This is a genomic window from Herbaspirillum frisingense, assembly GCF_047325095.1.
Taxonomy (GTDB): domain Bacteria; phylum Pseudomonadota; class Gammaproteobacteria; order Burkholderiales; family Burkholderiaceae_D; genus Herbaspirillum; species Herbaspirillum frisingense.
Window position 1 is genome coordinate 123,522 of record NZ_CP168558.1, and the last position, 21,390, is coordinate 144,911.

The 21,390-nt window shown below is 63.3% G+C and carries 23 protein-coding genes; 10 read left to right on the plus strand and 13 right to left on the minus strand.

Features of this window, described 5'->3' with window-relative positions; genetic code table 11:
- Window positions 1-573, minus strand: a complete 573-nt coding sequence (locus ACEOAC_RS00650) for a methylated-DNA--[protein]-cysteine S-methyltransferase (protein ID WP_006465344.1) — start codon at window positions 571-573, stop codon at window positions 1-3.
- A 141-nt stretch (window positions 574-714) separates the two neighbouring features.
- Between ACEOAC_RS00650 and ACEOAC_RS00655 the strand changes: the two genes are divergently transcribed.
- Together ACEOAC_RS00655 and ACEOAC_RS00660 are read left to right on the plus strand one after the other, a co-directional pair.
- The gene (locus tag ACEOAC_RS00655; RefSeq protein ID WP_006465343.1) at window positions 715-933 is read left to right on the plus strand and encodes a ribbon-helix-helix protein, CopG family; all 219 of its coding nucleotides are present in this window, start codon (window positions 715-717) and stop codon (window positions 931-933) included.
- On the plus strand, window positions 927-1,292 hold the full coding sequence (locus ACEOAC_RS00660; protein WP_413443965.1) for a type II toxin-antitoxin system VapC family toxin: 366 nt from the start codon (window positions 927-929) through the stop codon (window positions 1,290-1,292). The genes ACEOAC_RS00655 and ACEOAC_RS00660 overlap by 7 nt, the downstream gene beginning before the upstream one ends.
- 21 nt (window positions 1,293-1,313) lie before the next feature.
- Here ACEOAC_RS00660 and ACEOAC_RS00665 read toward each other — a convergent pair whose 3' ends face one another.
- Window positions 1,314-1,664, minus strand: coding sequence for a hypothetical protein (locus ACEOAC_RS00665; protein WP_182993456.1), 351 nt, complete (start codon window positions 1,662-1,664; stop codon window positions 1,314-1,316).
- Between the two features lie 347 nt (window positions 1,665-2,011).
- On the opposite strand from ACEOAC_RS00665, the gene ACEOAC_RS00670 reads away from it, so the two are divergent.
- A complete protein-coding gene (locus ACEOAC_RS00670) occupies window positions 2,012-3,217 on the plus strand; it encodes a threonine ammonia-lyase (protein WP_006465340.1) in 1,206 nt (401 codons plus the stop codon).
- 26 nt (window positions 3,218-3,243) lie between these two features.
- Here the strand turns inward: ACEOAC_RS00670 and ACEOAC_RS00675 are convergent, their stop codons facing one another.
- Genes ACEOAC_RS00675 through ACEOAC_RS00685 form a run of 3 tightly spaced genes read right to left on the minus strand, consistent with a single transcriptional unit; the run spans window position 3,244 to window position 5,599 of the window.
- The gene (locus ACEOAC_RS00675) at window positions 3,244-3,528 is read right to left on the minus strand and encodes a DUF6587 family protein (protein ID WP_413628635.1); all 285 of its coding nucleotides are present in this window, start codon (window positions 3,526-3,528) and stop codon (window positions 3,244-3,246) included.
- Window positions 3,525-5,351, minus strand: a complete 1,827-nt coding sequence (gene feoB / locus ACEOAC_RS00680; RefSeq protein WP_413444561.1) for a ferrous iron transporter B — start codon at window positions 5,349-5,351, stop codon at window positions 3,525-3,527. The genes ACEOAC_RS00675 and feoB overlap by 4 nt, the downstream gene beginning before the upstream one ends.
- Window positions 5,348-5,599: a FeoA family protein gene (locus tag ACEOAC_RS00685; protein WP_006465337.1), complete on the minus strand. Its 252-nt coding sequence runs from the start codon at window positions 5,597-5,599 to the stop codon at window positions 5,348-5,350. The genes feoB and ACEOAC_RS00685 overlap by 4 nt, the downstream gene beginning before the upstream one ends.
- 579 nt (window positions 5,600-6,178) lie before the next feature.
- Here ACEOAC_RS00685 and ACEOAC_RS00690 point away from each other — a divergent pair.
- Window positions 6,179-6,631: a hypothetical protein gene (locus ACEOAC_RS00690; protein WP_039877031.1), complete on the plus strand. Its 453-nt coding sequence runs from the start codon at window positions 6,179-6,181 to the stop codon at window positions 6,629-6,631.
- A gap of 48 nt (window positions 6,632-6,679) precedes the next feature.
- Here ACEOAC_RS00690 and ACEOAC_RS00695 read toward each other — a convergent pair whose 3' ends face one another.
- Window positions 6,680-7,588 (minus strand): LysR family transcriptional regulator, encoded by a 909-nt coding sequence (locus ACEOAC_RS00695; protein ID WP_077236509.1) that lies wholly within the window; start codon window positions 7,586-7,588, stop codon window positions 6,680-6,682.
- A 140-nt stretch (window positions 7,589-7,728) separates the two neighbouring features.
- Here ACEOAC_RS00695 and ACEOAC_RS00700 point away from each other — a divergent pair, with 140 nt between their 5' ends.
- Entirely contained in the window at window positions 7,729-9,015 is a 1,287-nt protein-coding gene (locus ACEOAC_RS00700; RefSeq protein WP_413444560.1) for an MFS transporter, read from the plus strand.
- Between the two features lie 67 nt (window positions 9,016-9,082).
- Here ACEOAC_RS00700 and ACEOAC_RS00705 read toward each other — a convergent pair whose 3' ends face one another.
- From ACEOAC_RS00705 to ACEOAC_RS00715, 3 genes are read right to left on the minus strand one after another with little or no spacing between them, the layout of a single operon-like run.
- Window positions 9,083-9,670 carry a VOC family protein gene (locus ACEOAC_RS00705; protein ID WP_413444559.1) on the minus strand — a complete coding sequence of 196 codons (588 nt, stop codon included), beginning with the start codon at window positions 9,668-9,670 and terminating at the stop codon, window positions 9,083-9,085.
- A gap of 42 nt (window positions 9,671-9,712) precedes the next feature.
- Window positions 9,713-10,186, minus strand: a complete 474-nt coding sequence (locus ACEOAC_RS00710) for a nuclear transport factor 2 family protein (protein ID WP_413444558.1) — start codon at window positions 10,184-10,186, stop codon at window positions 9,713-9,715.
- A gap of 57 nt (window positions 10,187-10,243) precedes the next feature.
- Complete coding sequence (locus ACEOAC_RS00715) at window positions 10,244-10,993, minus strand: SDR family NAD(P)-dependent oxidoreductase (protein WP_006465331.1); 750 nt, start codon at window positions 10,991-10,993, stop codon at window positions 10,244-10,246.
- Between the two features lie 229 nt (window positions 10,994-11,222).
- On the opposite strand from ACEOAC_RS00715, the gene ACEOAC_RS00720 reads away from it, so the two are divergent.
- Window positions 11,223-12,173 (plus strand): LysR family transcriptional regulator, encoded by a 951-nt coding sequence (locus ACEOAC_RS00720; RefSeq protein WP_413444557.1) that lies wholly within the window; start codon window positions 11,223-11,225, stop codon window positions 12,171-12,173.
- A gap of 67 nt (window positions 12,174-12,240) precedes the next feature.
- Here the strand turns inward: ACEOAC_RS00720 and ACEOAC_RS00725 are convergent, their stop codons facing one another.
- Window positions 12,241-12,597 carry a hypothetical protein gene (locus tag ACEOAC_RS00725; RefSeq protein WP_077236507.1) on the minus strand — a complete coding sequence of 119 codons (357 nt, stop codon included), beginning with the start codon at window positions 12,595-12,597 and terminating at the stop codon, window positions 12,241-12,243.
- Between the two features lie 240 nt (window positions 12,598-12,837).
- Here ACEOAC_RS00725 and ACEOAC_RS00730 point away from each other — a divergent pair, with 240 nt between their 5' ends.
- The 3 genes from ACEOAC_RS00730 (at window position 12,838) to ACEOAC_RS00740 (ending at window position 14,830) form a co-directional block, all read left to right on the plus strand.
- Entirely contained in the window at window positions 12,838-13,236 is a 399-nt protein-coding gene (locus ACEOAC_RS00730) for a hypothetical protein (RefSeq protein ID WP_413444556.1), read from the plus strand.
- Window positions 13,237-13,491: 255 nt separating this feature from the next.
- Window positions 13,492-13,893 (plus strand): DUF4148 domain-containing protein, encoded by a 402-nt coding sequence (locus ACEOAC_RS00735; RefSeq protein WP_413444555.1) that lies wholly within the window; start codon window positions 13,492-13,494, stop codon window positions 13,891-13,893.
- A 646-nt stretch (window positions 13,894-14,539) separates the two neighbouring features.
- On the plus strand, window positions 14,540-14,830 hold the full coding sequence (locus ACEOAC_RS00740) for a DUF4148 domain-containing protein (protein WP_413444554.1): 291 nt from the start codon (window positions 14,540-14,542) through the stop codon (window positions 14,828-14,830).
- A gap of 274 nt (window positions 14,831-15,104) precedes the next feature.
- On the opposite strand, the gene ACEOAC_RS00745 is transcribed toward ACEOAC_RS00740, so the two are convergent.
- The 3 genes from ACEOAC_RS00745 to ACEOAC_RS00755 all read right to left on the minus strand — a co-directional run bounded on the left by ACEOAC_RS00745 (window position 15,105) and on the right by ACEOAC_RS00755 (window position 19,710).
- Window positions 15,105-16,241 carry a mechanosensitive ion channel family protein gene (locus ACEOAC_RS00745; RefSeq protein ID WP_241813380.1) on the minus strand — a complete coding sequence of 379 codons (1,137 nt, stop codon included), beginning with the start codon at window positions 16,239-16,241 and terminating at the stop codon, window positions 15,105-15,107.
- An 87-nt stretch (window positions 16,242-16,328) separates the two neighbouring features.
- A complete protein-coding gene (locus ACEOAC_RS00750) occupies window positions 16,329-18,509 on the minus strand; it encodes an FUSC family protein (RefSeq protein WP_413628636.1) in 2,181 nt (726 codons plus the stop codon).
- A 304-nt stretch (window positions 18,510-18,813) separates the two neighbouring features.
- Complete coding sequence (locus tag ACEOAC_RS00755) at window positions 18,814-19,710, minus strand: LysR substrate-binding domain-containing protein (protein WP_241813382.1); 897 nt, start codon at window positions 19,708-19,710, stop codon at window positions 18,814-18,816.
- A 186-nt stretch (window positions 19,711-19,896) separates the two neighbouring features.
- Between ACEOAC_RS00755 and ACEOAC_RS00760 the strand changes: the two genes are divergently transcribed.
- Window positions 19,897-21,387 (plus strand): acetyl-CoA hydrolase/transferase family protein, encoded by a 1,491-nt coding sequence (locus ACEOAC_RS00760; RefSeq protein ID WP_413443554.1) that lies wholly within the window; start codon window positions 19,897-19,899, stop codon window positions 21,385-21,387.
- The last annotated feature ends 3 nt before the right edge of the window (window positions 21,388-21,390 follow it).

Sequence of the window (21,390 nt, forward strand, 5' to 3'; positions counted from 1 at the left end):
TTACAGCAGGGAAAGCTGGTTGGGGTCTTCGCGACGACGTGACTGCGCCTTGCGACGCGGATCGATCACCTGGCCGGCATCCTGTCCTTCAGTGGCGATGCCTTCGATGGCCAGCAGCAGCTTCTTGACATGCAGGCCACCGGCAAAGCCGGTCAGCGCACCGCCCACACCGATGACGCGATGGCAGGGCGCGATGATGGAAATGGGATTGCGGCCATTGGCCGCGCCCACGGCGCGCACCGCCTTTTCATTGCCGAGCTGGCGCGCGATGTCCAGGTAGGTACGGGTCTGGCCGTAGGGGATGTCCAGCAGTGCCGACCAGACCTGGCGCTGGAATTCGGTCCCCTCGAAGTGCAAGGGCAGCTCGAAGCTGTCACGCTCGCCGGCGAAATATTCGCGCAGCTGCTGTTCGGTCTCCAGCAAGACCGGGCGATCCTCGTCCTCCACCATCTCGCCCAGACGCACGCGCAGGGCGTCATCGTCCTCCCACAGGATGGCCGCCAGGTGATCGCCCCTGGCAACCAGCTTGAGCAATCCGGCCGGAGAGGCCATCAGCTTGTAGGCATATTCCATTCGCATCTCTTCTGTTGCATCGAGGGGGTGATTCTACTGTGTCCAAAGACAAGATTGCCAGGCGCTCTGAATAAACTTCGCGCATCCCGTTGCCATGGTTGATATATGATATGTATATCATTCATCACTACGGAGCCCACGATGAGCCGCATTCTGGTCGACATCCCCGATTCGCAATTGGCAGAACTGACCCAGATCGTCGATAGCCAGCAGCGTCCGCGCGCCGTCGTCATCCGGGAGGCCATCGCCGCCTACATCGCCCAACACAAGCCGGAGCACGACGCCGAGGTCTTCGGCCTCTGGAAAAAGAAGAAGGTGGATGGGCTGGCCTATCAGAAGGAGCTGCGCTCGGAATGGTAAAGGCGCTCTTCGACACCAATATCCTGGTGGACTATCTCAACGGCATTGTCGCGGCCAAAAAGGAGATGGCACGCTATGAATACCGTGCCATCAGCATCATTACCTGGATGGAGGTGATGGTAGGCGCCTCGGAAGACAATGAAGAGGCCCTGCGTTCGTGGCTATCCTCGTTCCACCTGATCAATCTGGACAGCACCGTGGCCCAGCGCGCCATGATGATCCGCCAGCAACGGAGAATCCGACTGCCGGACGCCATCGTGTGGGCATCCGCACAGGAACATTCCCTGCTGCTGGTCTCGCGCAACACCAAGGACTTTCCCGCCAATGAGCCCGGAGTACGGGTTCCCTACAAGCTCTAGGCGTCCCGATATGCAGGTGATTCACACCGTCAACACCGAATACCCGCTTTCATTGAGGGCATCATAGACCCGGGTGCAGCTCCTGCAGAACAGGTGGCTGCGCTTGACATGCCGGTGCCGCAGCACCAGTTGCAGGGCCACTCCATCGCAGTGCGGGCAGGCCTCGCGCATGGGTCCCACCGGGACCACGTCGGCGGTGACGAAGCCGGCCGGCGTCATCACGCCCTCGACGACCTCGCGCGGGTCCAGTTCGACCAGTTTCAACAATAGTGGGGAGGTGCGCTGTACGTGGCGCGGGCGGTCGGGCAGGGCAGTGCCGAAAGGCGGCAACGAGGGGGGCCGGACATCCGGATGCCGGGTGGCGATGCTCATGGTGTCTCCTTGGTGAGAACGGCTGAGTCTGATCGGACCTGCGAGAGGAGGAAGGCCGGACGGCACTTCCAGGTGTCGCTTCCACTGGGGCAAGAGATCCAGGCGGTGGCGCGACGAGTCTTTACTCTAGTCGCCCGAACCAGCGACTTCAATGGTGACGGTGAAAGAAATTTGGTGTTGGCGAAGCGACAATCCGCATCGCCCGAGCCAGACGAAAAATCGACATCGCTACGCCAGGATTTTTCCAATTGCCAAGTTGGCCTGGCCACGGCTTCGATTTATCGCCATCCTCGGTGGCGTGCCGCACGAGGTGCTACAAACCGGTGCATTGGCTCTACAATCGCAGGATGACAACGCTCAACGATATCGAAGCAGCCGCCCGCCGACTGCAAGGCCAGATCCTGGAGACCCCCTGCGTGGAATCGCGCACGCTGTCCCAGATCGTCGGCGCCCAGGTCTTCCTCAAGTTCGAGAACCTGCAATTCACTGCATCCTTCAAGGAGCGCGGTGCCTGCAACAAGATGGTCGACGTTGCCGCCAGCCAGGACGGCGCACGCGGCGTGGTGGCCATGTCGGCCGGCAACCATGCGCAGGGCGTGGCCTATCACGCGCAGCGGCTGGGCCTGCCGGCCACCATCGTCATGCCGCGCTTTACCCCCGGCGTGAAGATCGAGCGTACCCGCGGCTTCGGCGCCAACGTGGTACTGCATGGCGATACCCTGGAAGCGGCACGCGCCCACGCCTACGAGCTGGCCGAGAAGGAAGGCCTGACCTTCGTCCACCCCTATGACGACGAAGCCATCATCGCCGGCCAGGGTACGGTCGCGCTGGAAATGATGAAAGCGGTGCCGGACCTGGATTGCCTGGTGGTGGCCATCGGCGGTGGCGGCCTGCTGGCCGGCATGGCCGTCGCAGCACGGGCCATCAAGCCGGAGATCGAGATCGTGGGTGTACAGACACGGCGTTTTCCGACCATGGTCAATGCGGTCAAGGGGACCGAGCATCCGGTCGGCTCCAGCACCATCGCCGAAGGGATCGCCGTCGGCACGCCCGGCACCCTGACCCGCGCCATCATCGCCCGCGAAGCCAACGATCTGTTGCTGGTCGATGAGGGCGATATCGAACAGGCCGTGCTGATGCTGCTGGAAATCGAAAAGACCCTGGTCGAAGGCGCGGGTGCGGCCGGACTGGCGGCACTGGTGCGCTATCCGGACCGTTTCCGCGGCAAGCGCGTGGGACTGGTGCTGTCGGGCGGCAACATCGATCCGTTGCTGCTGACGGCCATCATCGAGCGCGGCATGGTCCGCGCCGGCCGCCTGGCACGGGTGAAGGTCAGTTCGCGCGACGTCCCTGGCACCCTGGCGCGCATCACCGGCATCGTCGCCGAAGCCGGCGCCAACATCGACGAAGTGCACCACCAGCGCGCCTTTACGCTGCTGGCCGCGCAAAACGTGGATATCGAACTGGTATTGCAGACCCGCGGCCGGCCGCATCTGGCCCAGGTGCTGCAGGCGCTGCGCGCAGCCGGCTTCGAGGCCGAGGAACTGCACTGACCGCAGCCCGCCGCGGGAGCCGGTCCTTATCTGCGGCGGTGGAAGCTGATCTTCTGTTCCAGTGGCGGCAAGGTGTCGCCACTGTCGCCACAACCATCACAGGCGCCGCCGCCGCAACCGCCAGCCCTGGCCGGTGGCAGGATGCGCCGGCCCAGCGCCTGCCAGGGCGCGCCACGACGCCGCACCAGCCAGCTCCCCAGCCGCGCCTGCCAGCGCCAGCTCACCGCAGGCGCCAGCTTGCGTGCCATGTAGAGCAGGCTGGCCGCGACCAGCAGGCCGATGATCAGGTATTGCCACCACAAGCTGTTCATGCCAGCCACCCCGCGATCCGATAGGTAAGGAAAGACGCTGCATAGGCCAGCACGAACATGTAGCCGAAGGACAACGCCACCATGCGCCAGGACTGTGTCTCGCGCCGGATGATGGCCAGCGTGGACATGCACTGCGGCGCGAAGGCGAACCACACCATCAGCGACAGCGCGCTGGCCAGCGAGATATGCGCAGCCAGCGCCGTCTGCAAGGCTGCCCCCTCGTCGCCACCGACGGCGTAGACGGTGGCCAGCGTCGCCACCGCCGTTTCGCGGGCGGCGAAGGCCGGAATCAGCGACAGGCTGATCTGCCAGTTGAATCCCAGCGGTGCAAACAGGTACTGCAGGCTATGGCCGATATGGCCGGCGATGGAATAGTCGATGGCCGCTTCGGTGGCGCCGGCCGGCGGGGCAGGGAAGGTGCAGATGGCCCACATCAAGACCGTCAGCGCCAGCATCACGCCGGTCAGGCGCTTGAGGAAGATGGCGCCGCGCTCCCACAAACCCAGCGCGATATCGCGCCAGTGCGGCAGGCGATAGGAGGGCAGTTCCATCAACAGCGCACGCTCCTGGCGCGCACGGCCAATTCGCTTGGCCACCCAGGCCACCAGCATGGCGGCGGCGATGCCCGCCACATACAGGCAGAACAGCGCCAGCCCTTGCAGATTGAAGAAACCCAGCACCGCACGATGCGGAATGAAGGCGCCGATCAGCAAGGCATACACCGGCAGGCGCGCCGAGCAGGTCATCAGTGGTGCCACCAGGATGGTGGCCAGCCGGTCGCGTGGATCGGTGATGCTGCGTGCCCCCATGATGCCGGGGATGGCGCAGGCGAAACTGGACAAGAGCGGAATGAACGAGCGCCCGGACAGGCCCACCGACACCATCACCCGGTCCAGCACGAAAGCCGCGCGCGGCAGGTAGCCGGATTCCTCCAGCAGCAGGATGAAGAAGAACAGCACCAGGATCTGCGGCAGGAACCCCAGTACCGTCCCCAGCCCGGCCACCAGGCCATCGGTCACCAGGCCGCGCAGCGGCCCCTCGGGCAACCATTCACCGACCACGCCACCGAGCGTGCCGAAGCCATCGGCAATGGCGTCCGTCATCGGCTTGCCGATGGCATATACGGCCTGGAACACCAGGAACATGGTCAGCGCCAGCAGCAGCACGCCCAGCACCGGGTGCAGGGCGATGCGGTCGATTGCGTCATCACGCCGGTCGGTCGGTGCCGGCATCACGACGGTGTCCGCCAGCAGGGCGCGCACCTCCACGTGCAGGTCGGCCACTGCCGGCGCCGTGGGTGCCGCCAGCGATTGGGCGTCGTCGATGGCCGCCTGCAAGGCATCGGCACCACCACGCCTGACGGCGATGGTTTCGATGACCGGCATGCCCAGCCGCTGCGACAGTGCCGCCACGTCGACCCGGATACCGCGCCTGGCCGCGGCGTCCATCATGTTCAGGGCCAATACCATGGGCCGCCCCAGGCGCCGCACTTCCAGCACGAAGCGCAGGTGCAGGCGCAGGTTGGTGGCATCGGCCACGCAGACGATCAGATCCGGCACCGCCTCGCCCGGGTAGCGTCCCTGCAGCACCGCCTGCGTCACCCGTTCGTCGGGGCTGACCGACTGCAGGCTGTAGGCGCCGGGCAGGTCCACCACCCGTATCTGACGTCCGGAAGGGGCGGTAAAGCTGCCCGATTTGCGCTCCACGGTCACGCCGGCATAGTTGGCCACCTTCTGGCGCGCCCCGGTCATCTGGTTGAACAGCGCGGTCTTGCCGCAGTTGGGGTTGCCGACCAGGGCAATGTTGAGTGCGCCCGCGCTCATGCTGCCATCTCCGAACCGGCCTGCAGCGACACCCGCTGCGCTTCGGCCCGCCGCAAGGCAAAACGGGTGGAGCCGATCTGGACCACGATGGGATCGCCACCAAAGGGCGCCGTCGCCACCACCCGTACCGGTTCACCGGTGACGAAACCGAGGTCGCGCAGACGGGCGGCGACGGCATCGGCGGCGTGCAGGTCGGCAACATGATCGACAATGGCGGCAATGCCCTTGGGAAGTTCGGTGAGACGCATGATGGTGTGCTTCAGTCGAAGAAATCAGGAACGATTCTCATTATATTCCTTCACTTTGACACTTGCCTGACGGAAGCCCAACAGCAGCGGAGGAGGGTACTGACAGTCAGCAAGAGACGCTCAAGCCCGCCAGCTGGCGGAATTCGAGGCGATCACGGGGATTTCCGACGGGCATCGCGGGCCGGGCCAGGGCTGTTTGCGCATATCAGCTGCGACGATATGTCGCAATCCCGGGGTGCAATCCACACGAAAGTGTTGGATTACAGACAACTAAAAAACGCAACTCTGTGATTTTCTTTTATTATTCGAACAACAAAGTCGCTGAAAGTGTCGCTTCTGCGTCCAAGTGACGGATTTTTTCATGCGTAAATTTTTGCAGCGCACTATACTTAATTTAGTTTCCTTGGGGAAATTTGTACTGGGCCTCGTCGGTTCAGTACACAGGCACCGGCGATACAACCGCATGGGGGCGGCATCGCCGGAACGATCGATTCAAGCAGCTTGCCCGGTCTCTGCCCTGGCAGGCTGAGCAACAACAACAATATGAATCCACATCCAGCAGGTCCAGCCGAATCCGACATGCCGCAGCAAATGCCGCTGCGCTCGTTGCTCGCTGAAATCAGTGCCTTGACGCTGCATGTGCAGCAACTGAGTCGCATGGCGGGGGAGGCCAGCGCACTCATCGAGAACAGCCAGATGCCGGCGCCGGTCGATCCCGAGCCGCTAGGACGGGACGATCGCCTGCAACGCAGCGAGCGGGTACAGCTGGAAGAAGCCATCATGCGCATCTTCGATGAGGTCTTCGGCCCGCGTATCGACACCCTTGAACGCCAGATGAGCATGAGCCTGATCGCCGAGATCGGACCCGCGGCCTTCGTGCAAAAGGTCCTGTGGGGCGAGGAAATCAGCGATATCGCCCTGACCATTGCCCTCGAACGCATGCTACCGGCGCTCGAACAACTGGTGGAGGCCTATCCTCAGGCCTTCCTGCAACAGGCCAACAAGCTGCTGGGACGCTTCAAAAGCAACTGAGCAGACCTGGCCTGCTGCTCATCGCCCATACAGCTTCACGACGACGCTTCACGATACATCCCGTTCGCCCCCGACGCGCCTGAGCGAACGCTGCAGGTGCGCTGCAAAGCGTGCCGCGGCAATCGATTGCCGGTGGTAGGCCAGCGACAGCTGCGCCCGCGGCGCCGGTTCGCGGATCTCGATGTAGCGCACCTGTGCCAGTTGTACCTGTTCGATGGCTTCCGGGACGATGGAAATCCCCAGCCCGGCGGCCACCAGATTGATGGCCGAGGTCAGCTGCGGCGCCAGCTGGATCACCTGCGGATCGAAGCCGGCCGCCTGGCACGCGCTGAAGATGTTGTCGTACAGCGCCGATCCCTTGCCACGCGGCACCATGATGAAGTTTTCCCCGGCCAGGTCCTGCAGGCGCAGCGATTTGCGTCGTGCCAGTGGATGCGAACGCGGCAAGGCTACCTTCAGCTTCTCGGCCGGCAGTTCCACCACCCCCAGCTCGGCCGACGGCGTCGTCACGATGCGCACAAAGGCCGCATCCAGTTGCGAGGCGGCGATATCGGCCAGCAACTGCTCGGTGATCCCTTCGCTGAGGGAGATTTCCAGCTTGCGATGACGCTCGCGGAATTGCTGGAGCGCATGCGACACCAGCGGATGGAATACCGCCGACGAGGTAAAACCCATGCGCAGCAATCCCACCTCGCCGCTGGCGGCCTGTTGCGCGGCGCGCAGCGCCTGCTCGGCATTGTCCACCGCCGTCTGGGCGTGCGGCAGCAACACCCGTCCCACCTCCGACAGCTCCACGCCATGCGAGGTACGGATGAACAGCGCGCCGCCCACCTCCTGCTCCAGGTCCTTGATCTGCATCGACAGGGGGGGCTGGCCGATGCCGACCTTCTCGGCGGCCCGGGTAAAGCTGCGCTGTTCGGCCACGGCCAGGAAATAGCGGAGATGTCGCAGTTCCATTGTGCTCACCTGATATCTGTTTGATAGATGGCCAGGCCACCCTCCATATATTGGACAATATAGCGCATTTATCCCAGACTACCCCTCTCCACAACACATGGCGGTACGCCTTCCTCCGGCGCGTCTGCCGTCCCCTTGCCATGCAGTCGCTCTCCGATTCACCGTCTTCCACCGTCCCGCGCCCGGAAGCGGCGCCCGCCGCGCACCATGCCATCTCTGTCACCCCTGCCAGCCATGCCACCGGCGGCGCGGTCCGCGGCTCCGCCGCCTACCGCCACATCGTGCTGGCGTTGTTCTGCTCGGGCTTCGCCACGTTCTCGCTGCTGTACTGCGTGCAACCGTTGCTACCGGCCTTCGCGCAGGAATTCAACATCGGCGCGGCCAGCGCCTCGCTGGCCCTGTCGCTGTCGACGGGCTTCCTGGCGGTCTCCATCCTGGTGGCAGGCATGGTGTCGGAGCGCTTCGGCCGCAAGGAACTGATGTTCGCCTCCCTGGCCACCGCCGCCTGCTGCAACCTGCTGGCCGGCATCGCACCGAGCTGGCACCTGATCCTGGTCGCCCGTGCGCTGGAAGGCATCGCCCTGGGCGGCGTGCCGGCCGTGGCCATGGCCTATCTGGCCGAGGAAATCGACGCCGGTGGCCTGGGCTACGCCATGGGGCTGTATGTGGGCGGCAACGCCTTCGGCGGCATGGTCGGCCGGGTCGCCATGAGCACCCTGGCCGAAGCCTTCGGCTGGCGCCACGCCATGCTTGCCATCGGCGCGCTGGACCTGGTGCTGGCAGTGGCCTTCGTGATGATGTTGCCGGCCTCACGCAACTTCGTGCGCAACGGCACGCTGCGCCTGCGCGATCACTTCGGCCTGTGGCGCCGCCACCTCGGCCACGCCCGCCTGCCGCTGACCTTCGGCATCGCGGCGCTGAACATGGGCATCTTCGCTACCTCGTACAACTACGCCGGCTTTCGCCTGATGAGCCCGCCGTTCTCGTTGTCAGCCACGCTGACCGGGCTCATCTTCAGCGCCTACATCTTCGGCATCGTGTCCTCTTCCTGGGCCGGTGCCCTGGCTGACCGCTATGGCCGTGCACCGCTGGTAGCTGCCGGTATCGGCACTTCCTGCGTGGGCCTGTTCCTGACCTGCACGCCCTGGCTGACGGTGGTCATCGCCGGCATCGTGCTGTTGACCATCGGCTTTTTCACCACCCATTCGGCCGCCAGCAGCTGGGTCGGTCGGCTGGCGGGGCAGGGCAAGGGGCATGCCGCTTCGCTGTACCTGCTGGCGTATTACCTGGGCGGCAGCGTGCTGGGCTCGGTCGGCGGCTGGTTCTGGGAACACGCAGGCTGGAACGCCGTAGCCGCCTTCATGCTGCTGCAGGTCGTGACGGCCGCATGGCTGGCCCGCTGCCTATGGCGGCAGGGTCGCAACTGACACCTCTTTGAGAGCAGAAATGACAAGGCCGGCACAATGCCGGCCTTGTCGTTTTGGGCCGTCCAGTTCACTGCGCCGGCCGGCTCGGATTCCACAGGCGCTGCGCGGTATGGCCCTCATAGGCCTTGCCCTTGGGATAGCTGACCAGTTCCATCTCGGCGCCCCACGGCGCGCGGAAGTGGACCCAAGTCTCGCCACCGGTGTCGCCAGCCGTCATGGTGATCGGCTCACCCAGCACGGTGATGCCGTGCGACTTCAGGTAGGCCACGCCAGCGACGATGTCCTCCGTGTAGAAGGCGATGTGCGAGGCACCGGCCTCGGCCAGTTGCGGCATTGCCTTGCTGCCACGCGGATTGACGTACTCGAACAACTCGATGTTGGCACCGGTCCCGCAGCGGATCATGGCCAGGGTCACGCTGTCGGCGCGCGGCGCGAAGGCCTCTGATTTCTCGGCGGCGGCGACATCCAGGGGGAAGGGGCCGATCTGCGTCACCGGTACGCAACCGAAGGTATCGATGAAGAAAGCCTCTGCCTGCTTCAGGTCAGGCACATTGATGCCGACGTGATCGACCCCGACAATCGGAACGCCGGCGGCATGACCCGGTACAGCCATCAGCAGGGCGACTGCGGCCAGAAGGGAAGCAATGAATTTCATGGAAGACTCCGTGCAACGGTAAAGGTGAAAAGTGAAAGGTGATCAGTGGGAAGGAGCTACGTCGAGGAAGACGAAGACACTGGCCAGCTTGCCCTCGCGAATGGTGAAGATGTCCTCGCCGTGGATCAGGGCCGGCTGGTCCGGCGGACCGTAATTCCAGGTGACGCGACCCAGACCGTGGTTCCAGCTCACCGGATCGGGTTTGAAAGAAAAACCGGGATGCTGGTCCTGGACCCGTTGCAGCAACTGGCCCACGGCGGCGTGTCCGACCGCCTTGGCCTGGTAGTCGGCGACAAAGAAATCATCGGTATAGACCTGACCGAAACGCAGGTTGCGGCGCTGCGCATCGGGCTCGTTCCAGATCGTGAAATGCAGGTCGATCAAGGCCTGCGCCTGTGCCACGTCAACGGTGACGTCACTGGTGAGATGCATGGAAGACTCCTGGGTGAAGGCTGCCGGCGCTGCAAGCAGGGCCAGCGCGCCAATGAGGGAAAGGGTGGCGACGAGATTTTTCATGGTCGGTCTGGCGATGTAAGACGGCGCTGGCGGACATGCCGTGCCAGCGCCCCGACATCACACCTGTGCCATGCCACCATCGACAAACAGTTCGATGCCATTGACGAAGCTGGAGGCATCCGACGCCAGGAAAGCTACTACCTTGCCGATTTCCTGTGGTTCGCCCAGGCGGCCCAGCGGCACTTGTGCGGCGAGGAAGTCGAACAGCCCCTGACGCGCTTCATCGGGCACCAGGCCGCCCAGGCCAGGCGTACGGACCGGGCCGGGGCTCACCACGTTGACGCGAATGCCGCGGTCCTTCAGGTCCAGTGCCCAGGAGCGGGCAAAGTTGCGCACCGCGGCCTTGCTGGCACTGTAGACGCTGAAGTTGGCCGTGCCCTGGATGGAGACGGTGGAGGCGGTAAGCACCACCGAGGCGCCATCGACCAGCAGCGGCAGGGCCTTTTGCACGGTGAAGAGCACGCCACGCACATTGGTGCCGAAGATGCGGTCGAAGTGTTCTTCGGTGATCGCGCCCAGCGGCATCATGTCGCCACCACCGGCGTTGGCGAAGAGGATGTCCAGCTTGCCGGCGCTCTTGGCGATCTGGGCATAGACCTGGTCCAGATCGGAGAGGACCGAGGCATCGGCCCGGATACCGGTGGCGGCCACGCCGATGCTGGCCACTGCGGCATCCAGTTCAACCTGGCGGCGACCGGTGATGAAGACACGGGCACCCTGTGCTGCCAGTTCCTGGGCGGTGGCCAGGCCGATGCCGCTGGTGCCGCCGGTGACGAGTGCAATCTTGCCGTCGAGTTGCTTGTTCATGGTGTTGCTCCTTATGTCGGGTGCTGCAATTTGGATGAAATGGACGTCTGCCATGTCGTGGCGCCCCGCCTTGCGTTGCGCTGTGTATCGATCAGGCATGGCTGCACTTTAGCGGCGGTCGATTCCCAGATAAACCGTGTAAAATCAAAATTACTATTCACACACGTGGATAATCTGGACGATCCCGCAAACTTTTCCGGCAGGCGTCGATCAACCAAGGACACTCGACATGGATCAATTGATGGCCATCCGCGGCTTTGCGCGGGTGGTGGAAGCCGGCAGTTTCACGCGGGCTGCCGATTCGCTGGACATGCCCAACGCCACGCTGAGCAAGCAGATACAGGAACTGGAGTCGCACCTGGGCGTGCGACTGCTGCAGCGGACCACGCGCCGCGTCACCGTCACGGCCGAAGGGCGCGACTACTACGAGAAGACCACCCGCATCCTGCGCGACCTGGAGGATATCGATACCTCCTTCGACGCGGCCCGCGTCAAGCCCAAGGGCCAGCTGCGGGTGGATGTCGGTGGTTCGACCGCGCGTGACGTGCTGGTCCCGGCGCTGCCGGAGTTCATGGCGCGCTATCCCGACATCCGCATCGACCTCGGCGTCTCCGACCGTTCGGCCGACCTGATCAGCGACAACATCGATTGCGTCCTCCGCGGCGGCCCGCTGGACAGTTCATCGCTGGTCGCGCGGCACATCGGCAATGCGACGCTGATCACCTGCGCGGCGCCGGCCTACCTGAAGCAGTTCGGCACACCGGCCTATCCGGAAGAACTGAAGAACGGACACCGGCTGGTGAGTTACCTGTCGCCGCAGAATGGCCGGGCCTTTCCCTTCCGTTTCGAACGCAAGGGAGAAAAGCAGGACATCAAGATCGACCATCGCATCGGCGTCAACGAGAGCAACGCCCATCTGGCGGCGGCAATGGCGGGCCTGGGCATCGTGCAGACCTTCAGCTATGCCGCGCGCGACGCACTGGAGCGCGGGGCGCTGGTGGAAATATTGCAGCCCTGGCGACCGGCGGCCTATCCCTTCCACGTGGTCTATCCGCAGAACCGCCATGTCAGCCAGCGCCTGCGGGTCTTCATCGACTGGCTGCTGGAGTGCCTGCCGGCGCGCATCGCCGCCGAGCATATGGCGACTCAAAAAGCCGTAACCAAAACCCGCAAGCGCTGAGCAGACGCAGGCAAAAAAAATCCCCGGCCGCAGCCGGGGATCTTCATCACGACATGAGCGCCGCGGATTACGGAGTCTTGTCGGACTTGTCAGGAGTAGCCGCCAGGGCTGCATTACGCTCGGCAGTGGACTCCTTCTTCTCTTGCTTCAGCTGCGCCTTGGCAGCCTTCTTGTCGGACTTGTATTCCTGCTTGGCGGCCTTCTTCTGCGCCTTGTACTCGGCCTTGGCATCGGCATCAGCCTGACGCTTCTGGACGAACGGGTCATTGGAAGGCACGGCCGAAGGCGATGCGGTCGAAGCCGACGACATCGGCGCGGTCGGTGCAGCGCCCACGGCGTTGCCATTGGTCGGTGCATTCTGCGCCATGGCGCTACCGGCCAGGGCCATGAACAGGGACGAGATCAGAATATGACGAGTCTTCATGTGTACCTCCTTGCATTATGTTTTTCGGAAAAGCCCGAGGCTTGGATACTCAAGAAAATTACAGGATGCGGGATCGCAGATCCGTGTCATCACTATAGGCAAGCTTGCGGTCGCGCTATGTCGGACAAGGACTGATTCTCCGCTTCCCCGATTACGCAAAATGTGGGGCCTGTTGGCCTGCCTGTTCTGCGTAACGCGTGAATCTCTGAAGCCTTTTCCGACAGGAAGGTTCGAGGAGAAGTGCAAGCGTTGGTGAGGCTTGCAAGCAATCGTAACAAGGGGGAACCGTCACTCATTGCCGTCAGCAGATGGCGATGCAAGGAGATGCTATGCAACGAAACCAAACGAAACAACAACGCTGCAAGCAATGAATGTTCGCCACCACACGGCTTCTGCAAATCGAGCTATATGGGGAATGCGCAAATGTCAGGCGGAGAAAGGCGCTTGCTCAAAGGCGCCAATTCGCTATGTTTGTCGAAATATAACGAAGGCCTGAAAAACTCTGTCAAATCCATTGAACAAGTTATTGCGATTTTGTATTGGATCGATAGGAATTTTTTTATCGCACCGCAAAATGGATCAACCAGCGATTATTGCCAGCAGATGATCAATTCCATTTTTCTCCAAATAAATCAATAACTTAATTAACTTCAACTACTTCATAAGTAGAAATTTATGCAACATTTTCCATGTGCAGATGCGGTGTAAAAAGAGCAGTACAGGCTCGAAAAAACTGATTGTTCGCGTTTCTGGAATGATGTATTCCGGTTTGTCTGCTTTTTCTGCCGCGCTTGGATCTCTAAACTTGGTTCCACGATGACAGCACACAACGACTGAACCACAAGTGTCGGCCCAGGTTGCAGTGCTCATCCCCTCACTCACAAAGGAATGATCATGAACACCAAGAATATTGCCAAGAACCTGTTTGCAGGCCTGCTGTTGACTACCGCTGTCGGTGCCGCCATGGCTGAAGCCCCGTATCCCGCCGAGACCCAGATCGTCTCGACCAAGAGCCGCGCCGAAGTGGTCGCCGAGTTGAAGCAAGCCCGTGCCAATGGCGACCTGCTGGTGACCGACCAATATCCGGTCGACAAGCCTTTCGTCTCGACCAAGACCCGCGCTGACGTACGCGCCGAACTGATCCAGGCCCGCGCCAACGGCGACCTGCTGGTGACCGAACAATATCCGGTGGAAAAGCCCTTCCACTCGACCCTGACCCGTCAGCAAGTGCAAGAAGAACTGCAACAAGCCCGTAACCAAGGCACTGCCATCAGCAACAGCAACGCACCGCTGTAATCCGCATGCCCTGATGCCAGGCTGGCGCCATCCGCGCCCCTGGCTGCGCATCACCCGCACCGGCGATCCCGGTGCGCCAGTTTCTCCCCAGGCGGGCCTCATGAAAGCGACGTTCTCTCCCCTCGGTCGCCGGTAGTGAGGTCCGCCTGCCTGCTTTCTGCGCCCATCTCGCCGCCTCGATTCCGGACAATTCCCGTCGCCGCCCTGATGCAGCCACGTTGCCGGTCGAATTAGAAAAATTTCGACATTTTTCTAAGTTTTTCCAGTGGCACCTATCCGGAATTTTTCCCCTCCCCAAGCACGATTTTCACTCTGCAATCTGCTCAGTTTTTGACCACTTCGGCGGAGCATTTCTTTTTTCATTTTCTAAGTTTTCCTGTTTTCTACTTCTAAGTTTTCATAATCTTTGTTTCTAAGTTTTCGACAAGCGACCGGATCACCCGATCACGGCATGGCGCGATGCCTGCGCCTGGTAACAATGGATGGGCTTGTTCTGAAATCCGGAACGATGAATTCCGATTTCGCGTCTTTATCCGTCATCCGTTGATCTCTAAACTTGGTTTCACGATGACAGCACACAACGACTGAACCAAGACCTTGGGCCGGGTTGAAGTGCACATCCCTTCTCTCACACAAAGGAACGATCATGAACACCAAGAACATTGCCAAGAACCTGTTTGCCGGCCTGCTGTTGACTTCCGCCATCGGCACCGCCATGGCTGAAGCACCGTATCCTGCCGAAACCCGCTTCGTCTCCACCAAGAGCCGTGCCGAAGTGGTCGCCGAACTGCAACAAGCCCGCGCCAACGGCGAACTGCTGGTGAGCGATCGCAATCGCGACGACAAGCAGATGGCCTCTGCCAAGACCCGTGACGAGGTGCGCGCCGAGCTGGCCCAGGCCCGCGCCAATGGCGAAATGCACGTCACCGATCAATAAGCCTTGGCGGGCAACAAGCCGGGTTGTCCGGCACACCAGTCTCTCCCCTGCAGGCGGATCCATGACAGCGACACTCTTTCCCCTCGGTCGCCAGTTGTGAGATCCGCCTGATCTTTTTTGCGTGTGGCCTCATCAGGCGTCGACAGCACGTATCAGAAAATCACAGTGACAGTTTTTCTAAGTTTTATCCCCTGTGATTACTTAGTTTCAACAATCCGACTTTCTAAGTTTTTCATGCCGCGCCGGTGTTGTAAAAATGCGACCTCCGGCGAGTTCATTGTTGCCCCTTCAGCGGCTCTCCGGGCGCGCCGTCGATGAGGGTATCCAATGCATCCGGCTGGTTGCGCGAGCTCAGTTCTGCACGCATGCGGGGCAGGGCGTCCGGGTAGTGGCTGGCGATGAAGTTGATCATGTGCTCGCGAATCTGGCAGCGCAGGTCGAAAGCACTGCCCGAATCCCTGGCCGACACCAGCAGGCGAATCTGCATGGTGCGTTCGCTGGCGTCGGTGACGTGCATGACGCAGACCCGCTTGTCCCAGAGCGGCAGGGTCTGGCAGATGCGCTCGAATTCGGCGCGCACTGCCTGCGTGGGAACCGAAAAATCCAGCCACAGGAATACCGTGCCGAGAATGGTGGAGGAGGTGTGGGTCCAGTTCTCGAAGGGGTTTTCGATGAACCACTGCAGCGGCACGATCATGCGTCGTTCATCCCAGATCCTGACCACGACGAAGGTCCCGGTGATTTCCTCTACGCGCCCCCATTCGCCCTTGACGATGAGCACATCGTCGATGCGGATCGGTTGCGAGAAGGCAATCTGCAGGCCGGCAAAGAAATTCCCCAGCACCGGCTTGGCGGCGATACCGGCGACGATACCGGCCACCCCGGCCGAGGCCAGCAGGCTGGCGCCGAACTGGCGCGCACCGGGCAGGGTCAGCAGCACGAAGGCCAGGCCCAGCAGGGCGATGAGGAAGTAGGCACTGCGCGAGAGCACCCGGGTCTGGGTCAGGATGCGACGGGCCTTGAGGTTGTCGGCCACGTCATAGGGATTCAAATTGACCACGGTCAGGCTCACCGATTTCACGCAGCGCATCAGGAACCAGGTCAGCGCCAGGATGAAGGCGATCGAGGTGAGATAGGAAATGCGGGTCAGGCCCGGTGTATTGTCGGGCGCGCCGGCCAGCACGATACGCAGCATGAACAGGATCACACAGGCACGGCTGGCGTTGAAGGTGACCTGCGTGGCGGTGGTGGTAAAGGGCCGGCCGCGTGCCAGGCGCCTGACCAGCGCCACCCCCAGCCGATGCAGGAAGATCGCCAGCAGCACCGCCACCAGGGCGACGCCGAGCACGATCAGGCCCGAACGCAGCGGGCCTTCGTTCATGTTGTAAAGAAAATCGAGGTCCAGGCTCATCCGTTCCCTTCCATCTGTTGTGTTGTCGAATCGGTACGCCCGCAGGCGTTTTTCCAGTTCGAACAGGGAAGGGGGATTTTGTTTCCGCTAATTTCCTGGCACCGGCCCGGTTGCCTCCAGGGTGGCCACCAGCAGGCAGGCAGTCTCGACGGCAGCGGCCTGGGCCAGCTGCACCGGAGCAGGCCGCTGGCGGGTAAGGGCCTGCAGGGCGGGTGTATCGCGCGCCTGCAGGGCCTGGGCCAGCGCGTGCAGCCACTGCAGCAGTTCCGGTGCGACAGGCTGGGGATGCGCCCACAGGTGGCTGGCGGCAGCCGCCAGGCGGCGCGACAGGGCGACTGCCGTGCGGCCACGCCCATGGTCACGCTCGCGCCAGCCCCGTTCGCGCGCCACCCGTTGCAACAGCAGGCCGGCTTCGACATTGGCCACGCAGGCGTCGCGGCGGTGGGCATGCAACTGCGCGATACCGGCCTTGTCCGTTCCACCGGCCCCAGCCGGCATGGCCGGTACCAATGCCGCGGCCAGGTAGTCCAGGTTGAGCTGGGCCATGCGGCGCAGTTGCGCCTGCGGGTCTTCCTGCTGGCGACGCGGCCAGAACAGGTAGCTGGCCAGGACCGCCACCACCGCGCCAATGACGTTGTTGCCGGCACGCAGCGCGGCATTGGCCAGTTCATGGGCCGGATCGCCGCCGACATCGGCCACCAGCACGAATACCGGTGTCAGGAAGGTGGCATACAGGCCATAGCTGACCGGCCGCAGGGCCATGGTCAGCACGGTCAGCGGGAACACCAGCAAGGCCAGCCCCAGCGGCGAATGCACCACCAGACAGACCGCCACCGCCAGCACGCCACCGACCACGCTGCCGACGGCGCGCTCCATGCTGCGCGACCAGCTGTCGGAGATGCTGGGCTGCATCACCAGCATGGTGGCCATGGTGGCCCAGTAGCCGAAGGGCAGTTCCAGCAGGTGCACGATCAGATAGGTGGCCCCGGCGGCGGCGGCGCAGCGCCAGGCGTGATGCCATTCGGCCGAACCGGCGCGCACGTGCAGGGCGGCCTTGCGGGCGGCCGCGCTCAGCAGATGAAACCAGGCCGATACTCCCACCCGCTGCGCGCGCTCGGCGCGGGCGGCCTGCTTCAGGCGGGCGGGATCATCGCCGCCATTGGCCAGTGGCGTGTCCACCCGCTGTAACAGACGGCCGGTGCCGCTGGGCAGTCGTGCCACCAGTTGCCGCAGGCGCAACATGATGCGGGCATCGTCATCGGCGGCAATGGCATTACCGCGCTGCATGTCGCGTTGCATGGCCTGCAACTGGCGGGCAATGGCGGCCAGCACGCGGCCGGTGCGCTGCCGGGCGCGGGGCGCCTGATAATGCCTCAGCTGCAGGTCGGCCAGCACGGTGATGCCATCGAGCAGCACCTCGGCACGGGCCAGCCGGACCAGCAGGTTTTCATACAGACGGCGGGATTCGGTACGCTCCACGGCCACCGCCTCCAGGGCGCGATGCGCACTGGCCAGGTCGAAGCGGGCGTGACGGCGGGTGTGGGCGGCCAGTTCGGCGGCATGCACCGCATAGGCCGGGTCGTCCAGGTCATTGGCGGCCGCAATGGCGGCCAGTTCGGCCAGGGTGCCATAGGCGCGCGCGACTGCCTGGCGTGCCGGGGCGAAGGGGTGGATGCGCCAGACCGTCAGGCCCAGCAGCAGCGCCCACAGGCAGCCGGCGAAATAGATCAGGACATGGCTTTGCGAGAGCGGCCACAACACCACCGGCGCATCGGCCATGATGGCCGAGACCCCGGCCGCCAGCATCAGCACCAGGCCGACGGCCGCACCATAGATACGCGAAAAACCAGCCGCACCGGCGCAGGCCATGATGGCCAGCAAACCCGCTTCCACGCTCAGGCCGGCGGCGCTGGCGGCGACCATGCCGCCCAGGGTGGAGGCCAGGGCGAAGCCGCCCATGGACGCCAGCCTGGCCCGGTTGGAGCCGGCACTGTCGGCCAGCGAGGTGAGAAAGGCACCGATGGCGGCCCAGGAGAAGAGCGGATTGCCCAGCCATTCGCCCAGCAACAGCATGGCCGCCGCACCGCAGGCGGCACGCAGGCCTTCGGAGAGATTGGCGTGACGCAGCGGGAACTGCATGCGCCAGCGTTCGACCCGGGTGCGACAACGACGGCAATGGGTCAGCAGCAGAAATCGGTAGAGCGAAAACCGCGATGACAGCAGCGACAGGGATTGCAAAAACGGGAGCGACGACAAAGGCGGCGGCATGATCACGTGCTGACGTAGAGGGCTGGGGTGCAGGCGGCCTGGAAACCGGCCTTGAGGATTGCCGACACCTGCGCACTCACGGTCGCAACGACGTCATTCCGGTTCCGCCGTCACGGGTGAGGAGGGGCGGCAGGCATCGGCAGTGCTCAGTATAGGAAGCTGCGCTCATGCACGGCATGACTTAAATTCCGGCTTTGCATTCCATTTGAGAATATTCAGGAATGCATGGAGAGATGCCAGCCAGCCGGTGAGAGATGGGGTAGTCGCAGTCCTGCGGACAGAGGGTGGTCCTTGTCAGTCAACCCTACTTGCGGCCCTTGCCACCGGCGAACAGCTCGCCGCTCAGGTCCATCCATGCCCTGGCCGCATGCGAGAGATAGCCGCCCCGGGTGACGTAGGCCACCTGCCACTGCACCTCCGGCTCGACCAGGCGCACCGCCTGCAACTGGTCGGTGGCCAGGCGGTGGATGAACGGTTCCGGCAGCAGCGCGGCACCCATGCCCGCCAGGGCCATGGCCACCAGCCAGTCCCATTGCGCGCTCTGGGCCACGATCTCGGGCGCGATGCCCTGTTCGCGGAACATGCCGCGCAGGCTGCGGGTGAGACCGAATTCATTGTTGAGCAGCACCAACGGCATGCCGTCGAGCTGGGCGCAGCGCAGGGTAGAGCGGTTCTTCTGGAAACTGCCGGCCTGGGCCACCGCCCACATCGGATAGCGCGCCACCGGCATGGTCTGCAACTCCAGCGCGGGGTCGGCCGGCAAGACCGTCATGCCGATCTCCAGCTCACCGCTGGCGACGCGCTGCTCGATCTGCGGGCCGGTATCTTCCTGGAGCACGATGGCGATCTCGGGATGTCGCTCGCGGAAGGCCTTCAGGACCGGGGTGCAGAGGATGTTGATCATGGGCGGTATGCCGATCTCCAGCCGGCCGCTGCGCAAGGCCTTGGTATCGCGTACCTCGGCATCCAGGCGCTGCATCGAGGCCAGGATCTGCTGCCCCTGCTCATAGACCACGCGGCCGGTGTCGGTCAGCTGCAGGCGGCGGCCATCGCGAATGAGCAGGGGGGCATCCATCTCGTCCTCCAGCTGCCGCACCATCTTGCTGACGGTGGACTGGGTCACGTGCAAGGCGTCGGCGGCGCGGCTGAAGCTGTTCAGACGCACCGTTTCGGTGAAATAGCGCAGGGCGCGGATGTCCATGGCGAGGGCTTTCTGCAGCGGGAAGGCGGGCCGGCCCGCCTATGCGTTTTACGACTGGAATGCGGGAATTTTAATCATACAGTGCATAGCGACCCGCTCCTACACTTGATACAAACAAGAATGCAAGAAGTCCGTCGAGGATGCACTGCACACCCCCTAAAGAACCCGAGCAGGAGCACACCATCCATGGATAGCCAGCGCATCCGCCAGCCCGCATTGGCCGGCAAAGTGATGTCGGCCGCAGAGGCGGCGACATTTTTCCACAACGGCATGACCATCGGCCTGAGCGGGTTCACCCGTGCCGGCGACGCCAAGGCCATGCCCCGTGCGCTGGCCGATCGGGCCGCGCATGAAGAACTGCATTTCACCGTCATCACCGGCGCCTCGCTGGGCAATGGCAGCGACGGCCTCATGGCCGAAGCGGGCCTGCTGGCGCGACGCCTGCCGTTCCAGGTCGATCCCACGCTGCGCAAGAAGATCAATGCCGGCGAGGTGATGTTCATCGACCAGCACCTCTCCGAAACGGCCGAGCATCTGCGCAGCGGCACGCCTTCGCGCATCGACATCGCGGTCATCGAAGCCGCAGCCATCACCGAGGAGGGCATCGTGCCGACCATGTCGGTGGGCAATTCGGCCAGCTTCGTGGAGCAGGCCGCGCAGATCGTCATCGAACTCAACACCAGCATCCCGCTGGCACTGGAAGGTCTGCACGACATCTACCTCCCGGCCCCGCGCCCGGAGCGCAAACCCATTGCGCTGACCGCCGCCGGCGACCGCATCGGCCATCCCACCATTCCCTTCGATCCGGCCAAGGTGGTGGCCATCGTGCTCACCGAGACGCCCGACAGTCCGTCTTCGGTGCTGCCGCCGGATGACGAGACCCGGGCCATCGCCGGCCATGTGATCCACTTCCTGGAATGCGAAGTCGAGGCCGGTCGCCTGCCGCATACGCTGGCGCCGCTGCAGGCCGGCATCGGCACGATTGCCAATGCGGTGCTGCACGGCCTGGTCGATTCGCCATTCCGCGATCTGGTGATGTATTCGGAGGTCTTGCAGGACAGCGCCATCGACCTGCTCGATTCGGGCCAGCTGGCCTTTGCCTCGGCTTCCTCGATCACGTTGTCGCAGGCCAAGTATGCGCACTTCCTGGCCAACATCGAGCGTTACCGCGACAAGCTGGTGCTGCGCCCGCAGGAGATCAGCAATCATCCGGAGCTGGTGCGCCGATTGGGCATCATCGGGCTGAACACGGCGCTGGAGTTCGACATCTACGGCAACGTCAATTCCACCCACGTAGGCGGCACGCACATGATGAACGGCATCGGCGGCTCGGGCGACTTTGCGCGCAACGGGCAGATTTCGATCTTCGTCTCCAAATCGGTGGCCAAGGACGGTGCGATTTCCAGCGTGGTACCGATGGTCTCGCATGTGGACCACAGCGAGCATGACGTCGATGTGCTGGTCACCGAATGGGGCCTGGCCGACCTGCGTGGCCTGGCGCCGCGCGAACGCGCCGTGAAGGTGATCGAGCAGTGCTGCCATCCGGATTACCGCCCGCAGCTGCGCGACTATTTCGAGCGCGCCTGCCGCGCCGGTGGCCATACGCCGCATCTGCTGGGCGAGGCGTTCTCCTGGCACCAGCACTTTGCCACGCACCAGACCATGCGTCTGGACTGACAT

Excerpts from the sequence above, each read along its gene's own strand:
- ACEOAC_RS00650 (WP_006465344.1), bottom strand. The coding sequence starts at position 573 with ATGGAATATGCCTACAAGCTGATGGCCTCTCCGGCCGGATTGCTCAAG.
- ACEOAC_RS00655 (WP_006465343.1), top strand. The coding sequence starts at position 715 with ATGAGCCGCATTCTGGTCGACATCCCCGATTCGCAATTGGCAGAACTG.
- ACEOAC_RS00660 (WP_413443965.1), top strand. The coding sequence starts at position 927 with ATGGTAAAGGCGCTCTTCGACACCAATATCCTGGTGGACTATCTCAAC.
- ACEOAC_RS00665 (WP_182993456.1), bottom strand. The coding sequence starts at position 1,664 with ATGAGCATCGCCACCCGGCATCCGGATGTCCGGCCCCCCTCGTTGCCG.
- ACEOAC_RS00670 (WP_006465340.1), top strand. The coding sequence starts at position 2,012 with ATGACAACGCTCAACGATATCGAAGCAGCCGCCCGCCGACTGCAAGGC.
- ACEOAC_RS00675 (WP_413628635.1), bottom strand. The coding sequence starts at position 3,528 with ATGAACAGCTTGTGGTGGCAATACCTGATCATCGGCCTGCTGGTCGCG.
- feoB (WP_413444561.1), bottom strand. The coding sequence starts at position 5,351 with ATGAGCGCGGGCGCACTCAACATTGCCCTGGTCGGCAACCCCAACTGC.
- ACEOAC_RS00685 (WP_006465337.1), bottom strand. The coding sequence starts at position 5,599 with ATGCGTCTCACCGAACTTCCCAAGGGCATTGCCGCCATTGTCGATCAT.
- ACEOAC_RS00690 (WP_039877031.1), top strand. The coding sequence starts at position 6,179 with ATGCCGCAGCAAATGCCGCTGCGCTCGTTGCTCGCTGAAATCAGTGCC.
- ACEOAC_RS00695 (WP_077236509.1), bottom strand. The coding sequence starts at position 7,588 with ATGGAACTGCGACATCTCCGCTATTTCCTGGCCGTGGCCGAACAGCGC.
- ACEOAC_RS00700 (WP_413444560.1), top strand. The coding sequence starts at position 7,729 with ATGCAGTCGCTCTCCGATTCACCGTCTTCCACCGTCCCGCGCCCGGAA.
- ACEOAC_RS00705 (WP_413444559.1), bottom strand. The coding sequence starts at position 9,670 with ATGAAATTCATTGCTTCCCTTCTGGCCGCAGTCGCCCTGCTGATGGCT.
- ACEOAC_RS00710 (WP_413444558.1), bottom strand. The coding sequence starts at position 10,186 with ATGAAAAATCTCGTCGCCACCCTTTCCCTCATTGGCGCGCTGGCCCTG.
- ACEOAC_RS00715 (WP_006465331.1), bottom strand. The coding sequence starts at position 10,993 with ATGAACAAGCAACTCGACGGCAAGATTGCACTCGTCACCGGCGGCACC.
- ACEOAC_RS00720 (WP_413444557.1), top strand. The coding sequence starts at position 11,223 with ATGGATCAATTGATGGCCATCCGCGGCTTTGCGCGGGTGGTGGAAGCC.
- ACEOAC_RS00725 (WP_077236507.1), bottom strand. The coding sequence starts at position 12,597 with ATGAAGACTCGTCATATTCTGATCTCGTCCCTGTTCATGGCCCTGGCC.
- ACEOAC_RS00735 (WP_413444555.1), top strand. The coding sequence starts at position 13,492 with ATGAACACCAAGAATATTGCCAAGAACCTGTTTGCAGGCCTGCTGTTG.
- ACEOAC_RS00740 (WP_413444554.1), top strand. The coding sequence starts at position 14,540 with ATGAACACCAAGAACATTGCCAAGAACCTGTTTGCCGGCCTGCTGTTG.
- ACEOAC_RS00745 (WP_241813380.1), bottom strand. The coding sequence starts at position 16,241 with ATGAGCCTGGACCTCGATTTTCTTTACAACATGAACGAAGGCCCGCTG.
- ACEOAC_RS00750 (WP_413628636.1), bottom strand. The coding sequence starts at position 18,509 with ATGCCGCCGCCTTTGTCGTCGCTCCCGTTTTTGCAATCCCTGTCGCTG.
- ACEOAC_RS00755 (WP_241813382.1), bottom strand. The coding sequence starts at position 19,710 with ATGGACATCCGCGCCCTGCGCTATTTCACCGAAACGGTGCGTCTGAAC.
- ACEOAC_RS00760 (WP_413443554.1), top strand. The coding sequence starts at position 19,897 with ATGGATAGCCAGCGCATCCGCCAGCCCGCATTGGCCGGCAAAGTGATG.